Here is a 15,854-nt window from a genome sequence, read left to right as displayed (position 1 = left end):
CAGTCGACAAATCCCCCCAGGTGCCCCACTTCCATCCACAGGACGCCAGGCCATCCGCGTCAGCTCAATTCCAGCGATCAACTCGTCAGGGGGAGTAATTCCCACCCAAATGAGTAACTGGAGTGGGTTTGAGGGGGGTATCTTCCTGTCCCCACATCGCCTCGAATCGACCAATCCAGTGATCCACAGATTTCCCACACAGCCTGTGGATAACTTGAGTTGCCCTGTGCATTCCTGTGGACAATGCGCGGCGACCGACCCGGCCCAAGTCCCGTTCCACACAAGGGAAGTGAGTCAACGCCATAGCGGCAGAATGCCTCGATCCGGGGAATTGAATCCCCATTATTGACGAACAGCGAACGACCGGCGAGGGATTTCGCGACAAGTTTCCTAAACAGGGCAATTCAGACAGAGAGACACGCTTCTGATATCGAGTGGGACGCTGTCGGCGTGCACCGGTAGCCTGGTGGAGTGATTGACCTTCGCCAGCTTCGTGAGGACCCCGACCGTGTTCGCGCCTCCCAGCGCGCCCGTGGAGAGGACGTCGCCCTCGTCGACGCCCTGCTCTCCGCCGATGAGCGGCGCAGGGCGTCCGGAATCCGCTTCGACGAGCTGCGCTCCGAACAGAAATCGCTCGGCAAGCTGATCCCCAAGGCCTCCGCAGAGGAGAAGGCGGGGCTGCTCAAGAAGGCGGAGCAGCTGAAGGCCGACGTCAAGGCGGCGGACGCCGAGCAGCACGAGGCCGACGAGGAGGCCAGGCAGCTCCTCCTCCAGCTCGGCAATATCGTCCACCCCGACGTCCCGGTCGGCGGCGAGGAGGACTTCGTCGTCCTGGAGACGCACGGCGTGATCCGCGACTTCGCGGCGGAGGGCTTCGAGCCCAAGGACCACCTGGAGCTCGGCGAGGCGCTGGGCGCCATCGACGTCGAGCGCGGCGCCAAGGTGTCCGGCTCGCGCTTCTACTACCTGAAGGGCGTCGGCGCCCTGCTGGAGCTCGCTCTCGTCAACGCGGCGATCGCGCAGGCGACCGAGGCCGGCTTCATCCCCATGCTCACCCCGGCGCTGGTCCGCCCTCGCGCCATGGAGGGCACGGGCTTCCTCGGCCAGGCCGCGGAGAACGTGTACCACCTGGAGAAGGACGACTACTACCTGGTCGGCACGTCGGAGGTACCCCTCGCCGCGTACCACATGGACGAGATCATCGACGCCGACAAGCTGCCCCTGCGGTACGCGGGCTTCTCGCCGTGCTTCCGCCGCGAGGCCGGTACGTACGGCAAGGACACCCGGGGCATCTTCCGGGTCCACCAGTTCGACAAGGTCGAGATGTTCTCGTACGTCGACCCGGCGGAGGCCCAGGCCGAGCACCAGCGGCTGCTGGACTGGGAGAAGCAGTGGCTGACCGGCCTCGGGCTGCCCTTCCAGGTGATCGACGTGGCCACGGGCGACCTGGGCGCCTCGGCCTCGCGGAAGTTCGACTGTGAGGCGTGGATCCCCACCCAGGGCAAGTACCGCGAGCTGACCTCCGCGTCCAACTGCGACGGCTTCCAGGCCCGCCGGCTCTCCACCCGGATGCGGGACGGCAAGCAGGTCAAGCCCCTCGCGACGCTGAACGGCACGCTCTGCGCCGTACCGCGCACGATCGTGGCGATCCTGGAGAACCACCAGCAGGCCGACGGTTCGGTGCGGGTGCCCGAGATGCTCCGCCCGTATCTCGGCGGCCGTGAGGCGCTGGAGCCGATCGCCAAGTGAGCACGGGCCCCGCTTCCGCGTCGCCGACCGCGACTCCGCCGGTGCCCGCGGACGACGGCCCGGCCGAGCCGTCGTCCGCGGGCTCGTTCCCGTACAAGCTTGTCGCGACCGACCTCGACGGCACGCTGCTCCGTGACGACCACACGGTCTCCACCCGCACGCGTGAGGCTCTCGCCGCGGTCACCGCGGCGGGCGCCGCTCACATCATCGTCACCGGACGTGCGGTGCCCTGGACCCGGCACATACTGGACGATCTGGGGTACGAGGGTCTCGCGGTGTGCGGCCAGGGCGCGCAGGTCTACCACGCCGGCGAGCACAGGTTGCTGACGTCGGTGACGCTGGACCGGCAGCTGGCCGGGCTGGCGCTCGCCAAGATCGAGGCGGAGGCCGGGCCGCTGGCACTGGCCGCGAGCCGGGACGGCCTCGACGGCCAGGTGATGGTCGGTCCCGGCTATCGGCTCCTGGAGGGTCCGCTCCCGACGGTGGCGGTCAAGGATCCGGCGGAGCTGTGGTCGGCGCCGCTCAACAAGGTCTACATCCAGCATCCCGAGCTGGACGACGACGCGTTGGCGCGGGTGGCACGGGCGACGGTCGGCAGCCTGGTGGATGTGGTGATGGCCGGAGCCGGGGTCGTGGAGATCCTTCCGCTGGGCCTGAGCAAGGCCACCGGACTCTCACTGGCCGCGCGGCGACTCGGCGTCAAGGCGGCGGACACGATCGCGTTCGGCGATATGCCGAACGACATCCCGATGTTCGGCTGGGCACGGCACGGCGTGGCGATGGCGAACGCACACGAGGAACTGAAGGTCGTGGCGGACGAGATCACCACGTCGAACGAGGACGACGGCATCGCGGTGGTGCTGGAGAGGCTGCTGCTCGGCTAGGGCGTGTCCGCAAAGTCGGTCGGTCGTTGGTCCGTTCGTGGTACGACGTCATGAACTGACTGATCAGGCTTGGGATGTCATCGGGCCGTTGCTGGCCCCGCCCCGGATGGGTCGTCCGGTGCGGGACCGGCGGCAGGTCCTCAACGGCATCCTGTGGAAGCTTTCCACGGGTGCGGCCTGGCGGGACCTGCCTGAACGGTACGGGCCGTGGAAGACCGTCTACGAACGGTTCCGCCGCTGGTCGGCCGACGGAACCTGGGACCGGCTCCTGGCCCACGTCCAGCAGCACTCGGATGCGGTCGGCGCAGTCGACTGGTCGGTCGTCTGCGTCGACTCGACGATCGTGCGCGCCCACCAGCACGCCGCCGGAGCCCGAAAAGGGGGCCCTGGGCGGATGAGGCGCTGGGCCGGTCCCGCGGCGGACTGTGTACGAAGATCCACCTCGCCTGTGACGGCCGCGGCCTTCCCCTCGCGTTCACGCTCACCGGCGGGAACGTCAACGACTGCACACAGTTCGAACCGGTCATGGCCCGCATCGCGATCAAGCGGGCCGGGCCCGGCCGGCCCCGCACGCGACCGCTGCGGGTACTCGGTGACAAGGGCTACTCATCCCGCAAGATCCGCTCCTACCTGCGTAGACGCGGTATCGCCTGCACCATCCCCGAACGCGTCGACCAGATCAGCGGACGCCTACGACGAGGCGAGAGCCCGTGCCGTCTCGACCGTGACGTCTACCGGCGCCGCAACGTCGTCGAACGCTGCTTCAACAAGCTCAAGCAGAACAAAGCCCTCGCCACCCGCTACGACAAACGAGCCCGCCACTACAAAGCCCTGGTCACCCTCGCCTGCCTACGACTCTGGCTCCCCAACTGACATTGCGGACACCCCCTAGGGCCTGTCGGCCGATCTTCGCCGGGCCCGGGGCGCGGGCCCGCACCCGCACCCGCACCCGCACCCGCACCCGCACCCGCACCCGCACCCGCACCCGCAAGGAGCATCGCAATGTTGAGCACCGCGCGTCGGGTGTAGAGCGTGAGACTGGAGCGCCTCTGTGGATAACTTCCCTGAGCCTCAGATGAGAGTGACACATTGTCACTCTGATATTCACGCAGGTCAGAGCCGCGCACTACCTGCATCCCATTCTTGGACAGCTCCGCGCGGTGCCTCGCGGTCAACTGCCTGATGACGTCTGTGGATACTTCGAAGCAGCGCGCGACGCCCTCCGTCGTGATGTGTACGCCGTCCGGCAGGAGCGCCAGCGCCTTGACCCTGTCCAGCATCTCGACCCGTCCCATGACGCTGTCGCGCATCGTGCGCATTCGAGCAGAGCACCTTCTGGTGGCATGACTGTGCCTTCCACTGGTGAACCGATGATGGTCGGCCCTCTCCCCGGGCTTCAGGGGCGGAGGTCGGCTCACGGTGGCTACTCACTCAATGACCGGTGCGGCTTTCGATCCGGCACCGGCGATCCCCAGTTTCACGAACGCTCGACGTCACGGATTCCAGTTGCCTCCACGCGCCCTGAACAACGAGCCGATAAACGTACAGTTACGCGTCAACCCCCGCCCACCGGGCAGGGGTTGACGCCGTAACGGCCCACGCGCAGGCCTGCCGCTCACTCCTCGCCCGCGAGCGTGAGCGTCTTGAGCTTCTGGCCCGCGTACCAGGTCGCGAGCGTCGACACGCCCACCAGCAGGCACACCGCCACGGGCAGTCCCACATCGGAGGTGATCGTGCTCCCGTCGCCGATCCTCTCCGCGAGCGCCAGCGCCCACTGCTGGACGCTGAGTGTCCGGGCGCCCGATACGAGGCTGCCGAAGAGCGTCTCCCAGACCAGCGCGTAGACGAGCCCGATGACCACCGCGTGGCGGCTGACCGTGCCGAGCAGCAGGAAGAGCGCGCTGTACGCGATCGAGGCGACGAGTGCCGCGACGGTGTAGGCGATCGCGATCTGCTGGCCGTTGCCGTTGAGGATGTATCCGGCGACGAAGGTCGGAATCGCGGAGAACGCCATGGTCACGGCGATCGCCACGATCAGTTTGGTGAAGACGATGGTCGGCCGCTTCACCGGCTTGGACAGCAGATAGACGATCGAGCCGTCATCGATCTCGGGCCCGATCGCGCCCGTACCCGCGATGACGCCGATCAGCGGCACCATCGTGGCGAGGGCGAAGCCGCCCAGCACATCCGCCGCGATCTGGTCGTCCGCTCCGTCGAGGACGCGGACGGCGACCGCGATGAGGATCAGCAGAGCGGGCAGTACGAAGAGGATCGCGGCCCGGCGCCGGCCGAGCAGGGCCCGGTAGGTGAGCCGGGCGACTGTGGGGTTGTACATGACGTCACAGCTCCTTTCAGGCCGCTCAGGCCGCTACGAGATAGGAGAAGACCGACTCGAGGGACTCGTCCGAGGGCGAGACCGTGAGCAGCCGGATGGAGTGCTCACGGGCGACCCGCGGCAGCAGTTCGGTGAAGCGGCCGAAGTCGACCGCCTGGATACGCAGTGCGCCCTCGGCGAGGTCCACTTCGATACCGGCCGTCGACGGATCGGCGATCAGCGCGGCGGCGAGCGCGCGGTCGTCGCTGGAGCGGACGAGATAGCGGTGCGGACGGTCGGTCATCAGACGGCGGATCTTGCGGAAGTCACCGGAGGCCGCATGGCGACCTGCCACGATCACCTCGATGTGCGAGGCGAGTTGCTCCACCTCCTCCAGGATGTGCGAGGAGAACAGGACGGTACGGCCCGTGGCGCCCATACGCCGCAGCAGTTCCATCAACTGCATCCGCTGACGCGGGTCCATACCGTTGAAGGGCTCGTCCAGGAGCAGCACGGACGGTTCGTGGACCAGCGCGGACGCCATCTTCACGCGCTGGCGCATGCCCTTGCTGTACGTCGAGATCTTGCGGTCCTGCGCGTACTCCATCTCGACCGTGGCCAGGGCCTCGTGAGCCGCCTGGGCGCCGAGACCGTGCAGTTCGGCGTTGGCGACGACGAAGTCGAGTCCGGTGAGGAAGTCGTACATCGCCTCCCGTTCCGGCACGATGCCGATCTGCCGGTAGACGGACTCGTTGCGCCAGATCCGCTGCCCGTCGAGGGTGACGGCACCCGTGGAGGGGGCGAGGAAGCCGGCCATCATGTTGATGAGAGTGGACTTGCCCGCGCCGTTGGGACCGAGCAGGCCGGTGACGCCGGGGCCGATCGTCATCGTGACGTCGTTGACGGCGACCACGTTGCCGAACCAGCGCGAGGTGTGGTCGATATTGATGATGGTCACAGCCCGACCTTCCGGTAACGGCGCATGAGAACGGCGTACGAGCCGAGGACGAGCGCGAGAACGACCAGCAGATAGACGACGCCCACCCCGGCCGAGGGCCCGGCCTCGCCCGGGAAGGACGAGGAGGCGCCCAGGAAGGCGGTCTGTACGCCGTCGATGAGCGTGACCGGCGAGAAGAGACCGATCCACTGGACGGCGCCGAGCCTGTCGGAGGCCCAGGCGATCCCCTGGAGGGTGGAGACCGCGCCGTACGAGATGGTCAGCGTGGCGATCACGGCCGCGACGCCGAAGCCGCGGCGCGGGGTCAGGGCCGCCATCACGAGGCCGAGCCCGCCGAAGAGAAGAGAGAGCAGCGCCACCGACACCATCCCCTGTGCGAACCCCTTGGTCTGGTCGACGAAGTCCATCTTGGCCAGCAGGGCGCCGACATAGAGGATGACGAGCGGCACCCCGGTCAGCACGAACAGAGCGGACGCCATCGCGCCGTACTTCGCGAGCACGTAGTCGACGCACTCGATCGGGCGCGAGAAGTAGAGCGGCACGGTCTTGAAGCGCAGATCGCGCGAGACCGACTGCGGGGCCTGCGCGGCGAGATAGAGGCCGATGACGGCCTGGGTGAAGATCGCGTAGCGCGTGTATTCGAGGGGCAGGCTCTTGAGGTCGGTGGCGACGGCGACCGCGACGACGATCGCGGCGGGCAGGCACATCACCGCGAAGAGGATCATCGGCAGGACCTTGGACTTGGCCGAGCGGCCGAGTCCGTACGCGCCACGCAGCGACTGCGAGTAGAGGGACCGGCGGGCGTAGGCCCGGCCGAGCCGCATGCCGTCGTAGTTGCGGTAACCGATGTTGTGGATCCGGGTGGTCTCGCTCCCGGCGCCTGTACCGCTTGTGGCGGCTGCGGGGTTTCCGGCTCCGCCCGTGGATCCGGCTCCGGCCTCAGCTTCAGCGTTCATCGCCGGCGCCTCCCTTCTGCGTTGCGTACGGCGCCGCGTGCGTGCCCGCCGCATCGGTGGCGTGGCTCTCGCCGGCCTCGTGGGCCTCGTGGGCTTCGTGGGCCGCCTCGGCGGTCTGCCGCGGGCCGAAGACCTCCGCTATGTGGTGGCGCCGCTGTTCCATCCGTACGAGCCCGAGGCCGAGCCCGGCCACGGTGTCGCGGACGATGTCGTACGTCTCCTCGCCGGTGGCCTCGATCAGCAGGATGTGACCCGCTCCGGGCAGCCCCTCCTCCATGCCGGGGTGGAGTGTGATCCCGGCCGCGGCGAGGGATTCGCGCAGGGCGCGTGTGCCGTCGGGGTGCGTGTCCGTGTCGGTGACCTCGACCGCGAGCGTCGTGGTGATCCGGGTGAAGTCACTGGTGGAACTGGACCGCAGAAGCTTTCCGCCGTCGATGACGACGACATGGTCACAGGTGCGTTCGAGCTCACCCAGGAGATGCGACGTGACCAGGACGGAGATGCCGAAGTCGGTGTGGACGCGACGGATCAGGCCGAGCATCTCGTCGCGGCCGACCGGGTCCAGGCCGTTGGTCGGCTCGTCGAGGAGGACCAGCTGGGGGTCGTGGACCAGTGCCTGCGCGAGCTTGACGCGCTGCTTCATCCCGGTCGAGTAGCCGCCGATGGGGCGGTATCGCTCCTCGTAGAGGCCGACATGGCGCAGGGTGTCGGCGGTCCGCTCACGGGCCGCGGTCGGGGGGAGCCCGGACATGCGCGCCATATGTACGACGAACTCGGTGGCCGAGACATCCGGTGGCAGACAGTCGTGCTCGGGCATGTATCCGACGCGCTCGCGGATGGCACCGCCGCTGGTGGCGACGTCGAGCCCGAGCACCGAGGCCCGGCCCTCCGTGGCGGGGGACAACCCCAGCAGGATCTTGATCATGGTGGACTTGCCGGCTCCGTTGGCGCCCACCAGGCCGGTCACACCGGGTCCGATGTCCAGGGAGAGCCGGTCAAGCGCGGTCACCCGGGGGAACCGCTTGCTCAGGCTTTCGGTAGCGATGACAGTCACGGTACGAAGGTAGGCGCGTACGGCATGGGGAGCGTCAGACCAGACGGCTGTATCCATGTCAGCCTTCAGACGTACGGGCCCGTAAGGGGGCCGGGGCGCATCCCGGTTATCCACAGGTAACACCCGGCCCTTGACGCGGCTTGGCGGGCATTGTCACATTCATCGGAGTCACAGGACGGACACGGAACGTATTCGGGAGGATTGCGGGACAGCTCTTGAGCGGTGACGGAAGGCGAGACAGTGGCAGGACGCGAGGCGGAGACGGGGCGCGGGGCAGAGATGGGGGGCGCGGCGGTGGCAGACGGACTGACCGCGGAGTTGCGCGGGTTCAGGGAGGTGCAGCGCCTGGCGTACGCGTGCGCGGAGGCGGTCGCCGCGCGGCTGAGGCCGGGGGTGACCGAGCGCGAAGCGGCGCGGATGCAGCGCGAGTGGCTGCGCGCCCGGGGTGTGCGCGACTGGTTCCACCTGCCCTTCGCGTGGTTCGGGGACCGTACGGCCTTCACCGACTTCCGGATACCGCTCCAGTTCTTCCCCACCGGTCGCAGGCTGGAAGCGGGCATGCCGTTCATCCTCGACCTGGCGCCGGTGCACCGCGGCTTTACGGCCGATGTCGGATATTCGGGCTGTCTCGGCCCGCATCCCCCGCCCGTGCACGGCAGGCTTCTCGCCGACCTCCAGGCGCATCGCGAGTTGATCCTGCGCGAGGTGCGCGAGCGGCGCTCGCTCCGGGAGATCTACCAGGACGTGGACCGGCTGATGGTCCGGCAGGGGTACGCCAACCGGCATCGGGCGTATCCGTTCGGCGTCATCGCCCACAAGGTCGACCGTGTGAAGGAGCGTCGCTGGTCGCCGCGTGTGTTCGGCTTCGGCACACAGTCGCTCAAGGGGCTGGCGAGCGACGCTGTGCGCGGTCACCGCGACGGCTGGTCGCCTCTGTGGAGCCCGTACGGATTCTCCGACCATCCGCCCGCGCCGGGGCTGTGGGCGGTCGAGCCTCACCTCGGATTCCGGGGCATCGGCGTGAAGTTCGAGGAGATTCTCGTGGTCACGGACTCCCGGGACCCGGAACAGAGCGCGTTCTGGCTGGATGACGATCTGCCGCATGTGCGGCGCTGGACGGAGGCCGCCGTATGAGTACGAGTGGATGTGCGGGCGAAAGCTCCGGTGGGCACGCGGGCGGGCGCACGGGTGGCCGTGGGGACGGTGGTACGGGCCCCGGGCCGGCGGGGGCGCGGGAGCGCTGGGTGCGGACGGGCGGAATCGAGCTGTGCGTCGCCGAGCTGGGCGATCCGGCGCGGCCGACCGTGCTGTTCGTGCACGGCTATCCGGACAGCAAGGAGGTCTGGTCGGAGGTCGCGGGACGGCTCGCCGAGCGTTTCCACGTGGTGCTGTACGACGTACGGGGACACGGCGGGTCGACGGCGCCGGAGCCGCTGCGCGGCGGCTTCACGCTGGAGAAACTCACGGACGATTTCCTGGCCGTCGCCGACGCGGTGAGCCCGGACCGGCCGGTGCATCTGGTCGGCCACGACTGGGGTTCCGTACAGTCCTGGGAGTTCGTCACGGTGGCGCGGACCGAGGGCCGGATCGCCTCGTTCACCTCGATGTCGGGGCCGTCCCTCGATCACCTGGGGCTCTGGATCAGGCGACGGGCGGGGCGCCCCACTCCGCGCCGGGCGGGCCAGCTCCTCGGGCAGGGCGCCAAGTCCTGGTACGTCTACCTGCTGCATACGCCCGTGCTGCCCGAGCTGGCCTGGCGTGGCCCCCTCGGCAAGCAGTGGCCGAAGATCCTCCGGCGGTTGGAGAAGATCCCCGGCGGGGCGTATCCGACGTCCTCCCTGCCGAGGGACGCGGCGCACGGGGCCTGGCTCTACCGGGACAATGTCCGCGCCCGGCTGCGCGGGCCCCGTACCGACGCCTACGCGCACGCACCCGTCCAGCTGATCACGCCGACCGAGGACGCCTTCCTGTCGGAGCGGCTCTACGACGGTCTGGAGGAGTGGGCACCGGGGCTGGTACGTCGCTCGCTGTCCGCCAAGCACTGGATCCCGCGGACCCGCCCCGACCAGCTGGCCTCCTGGATCAGCGATTTCGTCACGGCCCACGAGGAGGGCGCGGACCCCGTCAGGGATGTCGGGGTTCCGGGGCCGAGCGGCCCGTACGCCGAGCGGTTCGGCGGACAGCTCGTCCTGGTCACGGGCGCGGCCTCCGGCATCGGCCGTGCCACCGCCTTCGCGTTCGCCGAGGCGGGCGCCCGGATCGTGGCGGTCGACCGGGACGCGGAGGGGGCTGCCAGGACCGCGGAACTGGCCCGGCTGATCGGCGCCCCGGAGGCCTGGAGCGAGCGGACCGACGTCGGGGACGGACGGGCGATGGAGAAGCTCGCCGAGAAGGTCGCGTCGGAGTACGGCACGGTCGACGTCCTGGTCAACAACGCGGGCATCGGGCTGTCGGGAGCGTTCCTCGACACCACCGCCGACGACTGGAAGCAGGTCCTGGACGTCAATCTGTGGGGTGTCATCCACGGCTGCCGGCTCTTCGGCAAGCAGATGGCTGAGCGCGGCCAGGGCGGCCATATCGTCAACACCGCCTCCGCCGCGGCCTTTCAGCCGTCCAGGCTGCTGCCCGCGTACAGCACGTCCAAGGCGGCGGTGCTGATGCTCAGCGAATGCCTGCGGGCCGAGTTGGCGGGCCGGGGCATCGGGGTGTCCGCGATCTGCCCCGGCATCGTCAACACCGGCATCACCTCCACGGCCCGCTTCGCCGGTGTCTCCGCCGAGGACGAGGAGCGGCTCAGGAAGAAGACATCCCGGCTGTACGGGCTGCGCGACTATCCGCCCGAGAAGGTCGCCGACGCGGTGCTGCGCGCTGTCGTGCGCAACCAGGCCGTGGTGCCCGTCACCCCGGAGGCCCGCGGTGCGCGGCTGCTGTCCAGCATCGCGCCCAGGGCGCTGCGCGCGATCGCCCGGGTGGAGCCTCCTCTGTGAGCGCCGGGGACAGGGATCGGCGGGTGGGGCGGTACGCGATCGTGCCGCGCCGGGTCTCGTTCGACTGGCACGAGACACCCCTGCACTGGATACCGGACGAGCCCACCGCCACTCATGTCCTCAATGTGCTGCACCTGCTGCTGCCCGCGGGCGAGCGGTGGTTCGTGAGGGTCTTCAAGGAGGGCCTGCCGCTGATCACGGACCCGGACCTGCTGAGGGACGTCAAGGGGTTCATGGGGCAGGAGGCCACTCACGGCGTGCAGCACTCCTCCGTACTGGACCACCTGGCGGAGCAGAAGCTGGACACCGAGCCGTACACGCGGCGCGTGGACTTCCTCTTCGAGCGGCTGCTCGGCGAGAAGCCGCCGTGGGGCATCCCCCTGCCGGCCAGGAGGTGGTTGCTGTACCGGCTGGCGTTCATCGCCGCGATCGAGCAGTTCACGGCCGTCCTCGGCGACTGGGTGCTGCGTGCGGAGGCGCTGGACCGGGCGGGTGCGGACGAGGTCATGCTCGACCTGCTGCGCTGGCACGGCGCGGAAGAGGTGGAGCACCGGGCCGTGGCGTTCGACATGTACCAGCACTGCGGCGGCTCGGATCCGCTGCGCTACGCCCGCCGGATCGGGACCATGTGCGTCGCCGTGCCCGTGCTGGTGTGGATGTGGTCCCGGGGCGCCGCCCACCTGATCCGGCACGACCCCCGGCTCGCCGGCCGGACACGCTACTCCCTGCGTGAGCACAACAGGGCTGTCGCCAAAGGCCTGCTGCCCGCCTGGCGTGACCTGGGCGCGGCGATACCCGGCTACTTCCGGTGGTCGTACCACCCTTCGCGGGAGGGCTCGCTGCGCCGGGCCGTCGAGTATCTGGCGCACTCCCCGGCGGCCCGTGCGGCGGCGAGTGGGTCCGCGGACGCAGCGGGCCGCGCGGCTCGGGGACAGGGGCGGTGAACGTGCCGGGACCGGAGACCAGGCGAGCGGAGACCAGGCGACCGGAGCCGGCGGCGACATCGCGGCCTTTGTCGCCGCCGCGACAGAACGAGAGCTTCAGGCAAGGACCGTGGACAGCCTCACCACAACACACAGACAAAGAAGCCATATTGACCAAACAGGCCAAAAGAACAGGCTCGTTATCCACAGAATCGTCAAATCGCCTGTGGATAAACGGAGTTGGCTGTGGATCAAACCTATGAACCACAACCACTTCAAACCGACGGTCGCCTACGACGGACTACGTCCGGAGCTGCGCCGGTGCCTCCGTCGCGATCCTCTCGAAGACCCGCTGATCGGCGGCGAAATCCGAGTCGGGGATCGGCGCGTGCACCGCGATCTCGGTGATCCCCAGCTCGAAGTGCCTGCCCGCGAAGTCCACGAACGCGTCGAGGGACTCCATCGGTCCACTGCGGTCCGGAGTGAAGCCGGTGAGCAGGATCTTCTCGATGTCCGAGACGTCCCTCCCGATCTCCGCACAGGCCTTGCCGAGCCGCTCGATCTGCCCGCGGATGGCCGCACGGGACTGCTCCGGCGTACCCGACTCGAACAGCTTCGGGTCACCCGTCGTCACCCAGGCCCGGCCATGACCGGCGGCCAGCTTCAGGCCGCGCGGACCGGTGGCCGCGACCGCGAAGGGCAGCCGGGGCCGCTGCACGCACCCCGGGATGTCACGAGCCTCGGCCGCCGAGTAGAAAGTCCCGTCGTACGTCACCGAATCCTCGGTCAGCAGCCGGTCGAGCAGCTCCACGAACTCCGCGAACCGGTCGGCCCGCTCCCTCGGTGTCCAGGCCTCCTGGCCCAGCGCCGTGGCGTCGAAGCCCGTACCGCCCGCGCCGATGCCCAGCGTGACGCGCCCACCGGAGACATCGTCCAGCGAGATCAGTTCCTTGGCGAGCGTCACCGGATGCCGGAAGTTCGGCGAGGTCACCAGCGTGCCGAGGCGGATGCGCGAGGTGGCGGCGGCCGCGGCCGTCAGCGTGGGGACCGCCCCGAACCACGGGCCGTCGCGGAAGGTCCGCCAGGAGAGATGGTCGTACGTGTAGGCGGTGTGGAAACCGAGCAGCTCGGCGCGCTGCCACTCGTCGCGGCCACCGTCGTGCCAGCGACGGACAGGAAGGATCACAGTACTCAGACGCATGGTCCGACCCTATGCGGGTTCGTCGCGTCGGAGGTGTCCCTCTTGAGCCCCCGCTGAGCCCCGCCCACGCAGAGGACCGGTCCCGGTACGGCCTCGGAGGACCGTGCGGGTCCGAGTACGGCCCCCGGCGGACCGTAACGAGCCCCCGCACCCGTGACAGCGCCGTCCCGCACCTCTCAGATGTGCGCCCCTCCGCCCGACCGTGCACGTCGGTACGCGAGAATGACCCCGTGACCCCGCCTAGCGACTCCCCTCTCCCCGCCCGGCCCCGGCTGATCGCCACCGATCTGGACGGCACCCTGCTGCACGACGACAAGTCCGTCTCGGAACGTACGATCGCCGCGCTCGCCGCCGCCGAGAAGGCGGGCATCGAGGTCTTCTTCGTCACCGGCCGCCCGGCCCGCTGGATGGACGTCGTCAGCGACCATGTGCACGGCCACGGCCTGGCGATCTGTGCCAACGGCGCCGCGGTCGTCGATCTGCGCGCCGGCGGGGAGTTGTTGAAGGTCCGCCCCCTGCCTCGCGAGACCGCCCTGGACGTCGTGCGCAACCTCCGGGACGCCGCCCCGGGAACGGCCTTCGCGATCGAACTGACCACCGGTATCCACTACGAACCGGCGTATCCGCCCTTCCACCAGGACCCGGGCGCCACCGTCGCCACCGCGGAGAAGCTCCTCCACGAGACGGACCCGAACGCCGCCGCCCCCATGGTCAAGCTGCTCGCGCACCACCCCGACCTGACCCCCGACGGCTTCCTCGCGCTGGCCCGTACGGCGGCGGGCGACCGCGTCTCCATCACCCGCTCCAGCCCGACCGCGCTGCTGGAGATAAGCGCTCTGGGCGTGAGCAAGGCGAGCACGCTCGCACTCTGCTGCGCCGAGCGCGGCATCTCCTCCGACGAGGTCGTCGCCTTCGGAGACATGCCGAACGACCTGGAGATGCTGACCTGGGCCGGGACGTCGTACGCGATGGGAAACGCGCACCCGGACGTGCTGGCGACCGCCTCCGGACGGACGGCCGCCAACAACGAGGACGGCGTCGCGGTCGTCATCGAACAGATCCTGGCGGGGCTGTAGCACCACTCCCGCCCGTGCCGTTGCCTGTCATGTCGCGCCCTTCCGGTCACAGCGGCGCCTCCCAGATCACCGTCGTACCGGCCTCTCCGAGCCCCGTCTCGCATGTGCTCGAACCGCCCAGCGACTCGGCCCGCCGCCGCAGATTGCGCAGCCCGCTGCGCCTCCCGCCCATCGGGATGCCCACACCGTCGTCCACGACCGTCAGCCGGACCGCGCCCCTGCCGTCGGGCAGCCGTGCGGTGGCGTCGACGACGACCTCGACCCGGGTCGCGTGCGCGTGCCGGAACGCGTTGGAGAGAGCCTCACGGAGCGCGGCGATCAGATTCCTCCCGGCGAGTTCACCGACCGCGTCGTCGATCTGTCCCACAAAGCGGTGGGCGGGCCGGAAGCCCAGGGGCACGGCCGCCATGGTGATCTCCCGCAGGACGCGGGTACGCACCCCTGACGGTGCCTCGGCCGGTCCCCGCTGCAACGCGAAGATGGCCGTACGGATCTCCTGAATCGTCACGTCCAGTTCGTCGACCGCCTTGTCGATGCCCCGGTGCACCTCGGGGGCGACGGGCCCGCGCTGGGCGCTCGCCAGCGTCATCCCGGTGGCGAACAGCCGCTGGATGACAAGGTCGTGGAGATCGCGGGCGATCCGGTCGCGGTCCTCCAGGACGGCCAGCCGCTCCCGGTCGCGCTGAGCCTCGGCCATCATCAGTGCCAGCGCCGCCTGGGAGGCGAACCGGCCGGCCAGACCTCGTTCCGTCTCACCGAATCGGCGAGCGCCCCGGTCGCGAGGCATGACGAGCGCGCCGAGCACCCGGCCGTCGGTACGCAACGGCAGCAGCATGATCGGACCGAAACCGGCGGTCAGTCTCGACGCCAGCCGCGGATCGGTGGCCGCGTCGTCCACGAAGACGGATTCGCCGGCCAGCAGGGCCGCGGTGACCGGGCTCCGGGCCGGGAAGAGGTAACCGAGCCGGACGGTGGGGTGGTCGGGAGAGACGGCCACGACCTCGAGACTGCCGTCCGCCGTCCGCAGCAGCACCACGCCCACGGCGGAATCCGACAGCCGGCAGGCCTGCTCCGCGACGACGGCGAGGGCGTCGTCGGCGTCGCCGCTGGAGAGCAGCGCGGTGGTGACGGCCACCGAGCCGTCGATCCACCGCTCACGCTGCCGGGCCGCCTCGGACAGCCGGGCATTGCTGACGGCGATCCCGGCCTCGGTGGCGAGCACGCGCACCATGTGCAGGTCGGCGCCGCTGAATTCGGCACCGCCCGACTTCTCGGCCAGATAGAGATTGCCGAAGACCTCGTCCCGTACGCGGATGGGGACACCGACGAACGTCTTCATCGGCGGATGGCCCGGGGGGAATCCGGCAGCGCGCGGATCGGCCGTCAGATCGGCGAGCCGGATCGGCCCCGGACGCCGGATCAGGGCACCGAGGAGTCCGCTGCGCCCGTCCGGCCTGTGCCCGATCCGCCGGGCCACGTCCTCGTCGACTCCGTACGTCACAAAGTCGGAGAGACCCTCTCCGGTCTCGTCGACGACACCGATCGCGGCGTACCGGGCGCCGACGAGTTCGGCCGCGGTCCCGCAGATCCGGTCGAGGGTGGCGTGCAGCCCCTGGCCCTCGCCGACGGAACACATCGCTTCCAGGAGTTGTGGCACGCGCGCGGTGGTTTCGGCGGACAGGCCCTCGAGGCTGCCGGCCGCGCGGGCGGCGGCCTCGAGGGGGTCCATGGATTCGGGCGCTTCCATGACCT

Annotated in this window: 12 protein-coding genes and 1 pseudogene; 7 read left to right on the top strand and 6 right to left on the bottom strand. The window is 69.6% G+C overall.

Annotated features, from left to right (window positions below; all coding sequences use genetic code 11):
• Positions 1-471: 471 nt before the first annotated feature.
• The 3 genes and pseudogenes from serS to ACIOJD_RS22355 all read left to right on the top strand — a co-directional run bounded on the left by serS (position 472) and on the right by ACIOJD_RS22355 (position 3,506).
• On the top strand, positions 472-1,749 hold the full coding sequence (gene serS, locus ACIOJD_RS22365; RefSeq protein WP_401916355.1) for a serine--tRNA ligase: 1,278 nt from the start codon (positions 472-474) through the stop codon (positions 1,747-1,749).
• A 41-nt stretch (positions 1,750-1,790) separates the two neighbouring features.
• Positions 1,791-2,633, top strand: a complete 843-nt coding sequence (locus ACIOJD_RS22360) for an HAD family hydrolase (RefSeq protein ID WP_401917109.1) — start codon at positions 1,791-1,793, stop codon at positions 2,631-2,633.
• Positions 2,634-2,670: 37 nt separating this feature from the next.
• Positions 2,671-3,506: pseudogene (locus tag ACIOJD_RS22355) on the top strand (IS5 family transposase).
• Positions 3,507-4,248: 742 nt separating this feature from the next.
• Here the strand turns inward: ACIOJD_RS22355 and ACIOJD_RS22350 are convergent.
• The 4 genes from ACIOJD_RS22350 to ACIOJD_RS22335 are packed head-to-tail and all read right to left on the bottom strand — an operon-like array spanning position 4,249 to position 7,972.
• Positions 4,249-4,968: an ABC transporter permease gene (locus tag ACIOJD_RS22350; protein WP_401916354.1), complete on the bottom strand. Its 720-nt coding sequence runs from the start codon at positions 4,966-4,968 to the stop codon at positions 4,249-4,251.
• 25 nt (positions 4,969-4,993) lie between these two features.
• A complete protein-coding gene (locus ACIOJD_RS22345; protein ID WP_401916352.1) occupies positions 4,994-5,905 on the bottom strand; it encodes an ABC transporter ATP-binding protein in 912 nt (303 codons plus the stop codon).
• Positions 5,902-6,861 (bottom strand): ABC transporter permease, encoded by a 960-nt coding sequence (locus tag ACIOJD_RS22340; RefSeq protein ID WP_401916350.1) that lies wholly within the window; start codon positions 6,859-6,861, stop codon positions 5,902-5,904. Before ACIOJD_RS22340 ends, ACIOJD_RS22345 begins: the two co-directional genes overlap by 4 nt.
• Entirely contained in the window at positions 6,851-7,972 is a 1,122-nt protein-coding gene (locus tag ACIOJD_RS22335; RefSeq protein ID WP_401916348.1) for an ABC transporter ATP-binding protein, read from the bottom strand. The genes ACIOJD_RS22340 and ACIOJD_RS22335 overlap by 11 nt, the downstream gene beginning before the upstream one ends.
• Positions 7,973-8,194: 222 nt before the next feature.
• On the opposite strand from ACIOJD_RS22335, the gene ACIOJD_RS22330 reads away from it, so the two are divergent.
• From ACIOJD_RS22330 to ACIOJD_RS22320, 3 genes are read left to right on the top strand one after another with little or no spacing between them, the layout of a single operon-like run.
• Positions 8,195-9,049 (top strand): M24 family metallopeptidase, encoded by an 855-nt coding sequence (locus tag ACIOJD_RS22330; RefSeq protein WP_401917106.1) that lies wholly within the window; start codon positions 8,195-8,197, stop codon positions 9,047-9,049.
• Complete coding sequence (locus ACIOJD_RS22325; RefSeq protein ID WP_401916346.1) at positions 9,046-10,902, top strand: SDR family oxidoreductase; 1,857 nt, start codon at positions 9,046-9,048, stop codon at positions 10,900-10,902. The genes ACIOJD_RS22330 and ACIOJD_RS22325 overlap by 4 nt, the downstream gene beginning before the upstream one ends.
• Positions 10,899-11,846: a metal-dependent hydrolase gene (locus ACIOJD_RS22320; RefSeq protein ID WP_401916343.1), complete on the top strand. Its 948-nt coding sequence runs from the start codon at positions 10,899-10,901 to the stop codon at positions 11,844-11,846. The genes ACIOJD_RS22325 and ACIOJD_RS22320 overlap by 4 nt, the downstream gene beginning before the upstream one ends.
• Positions 11,847-12,126: 280 nt before the next feature.
• Here the strand turns inward: ACIOJD_RS22320 and ACIOJD_RS22315 are convergent, their stop codons facing one another.
• The gene (locus ACIOJD_RS22315) at positions 12,127-13,026 is read right to left on the bottom strand and encodes an LLM class flavin-dependent oxidoreductase (protein WP_401916340.1); all 900 of its coding nucleotides are present in this window, start codon (positions 13,024-13,026) and stop codon (positions 12,127-12,129) included.
• Positions 13,027-13,256: 230 nt separating this feature from the next.
• Between ACIOJD_RS22315 and ACIOJD_RS22310 the strand changes: the two genes are divergently transcribed.
• Positions 13,257-14,102, top strand: coding sequence for a Cof-type HAD-IIB family hydrolase (locus tag ACIOJD_RS22310; RefSeq protein WP_401916338.1), 846 nt, complete (start codon positions 13,257-13,259; stop codon positions 14,100-14,102).
• Positions 14,103-14,148: 46 nt separating this feature from the next.
• On the opposite strand, the gene ACIOJD_RS22305 is transcribed toward ACIOJD_RS22310, so the two are convergent.
• A complete protein-coding gene (locus tag ACIOJD_RS22305; RefSeq protein WP_401916336.1) occupies positions 14,149-15,849 on the bottom strand; it encodes a GAF domain-containing sensor histidine kinase in 1,701 nt (566 codons plus the stop codon).
• Positions 15,850-15,854: the final 5 nt, after the last annotated feature.

The sequence above is a fragment of the Streptomyces sp. NPDC088116 genome (assembly GCF_044741745.1).
GTDB lineage: Bacteria > Actinomycetota > Actinomycetes > Streptomycetales > Streptomycetaceae > Streptomyces.
This window is presented reverse-complemented; position numbering and strand designations above follow the sequence as displayed.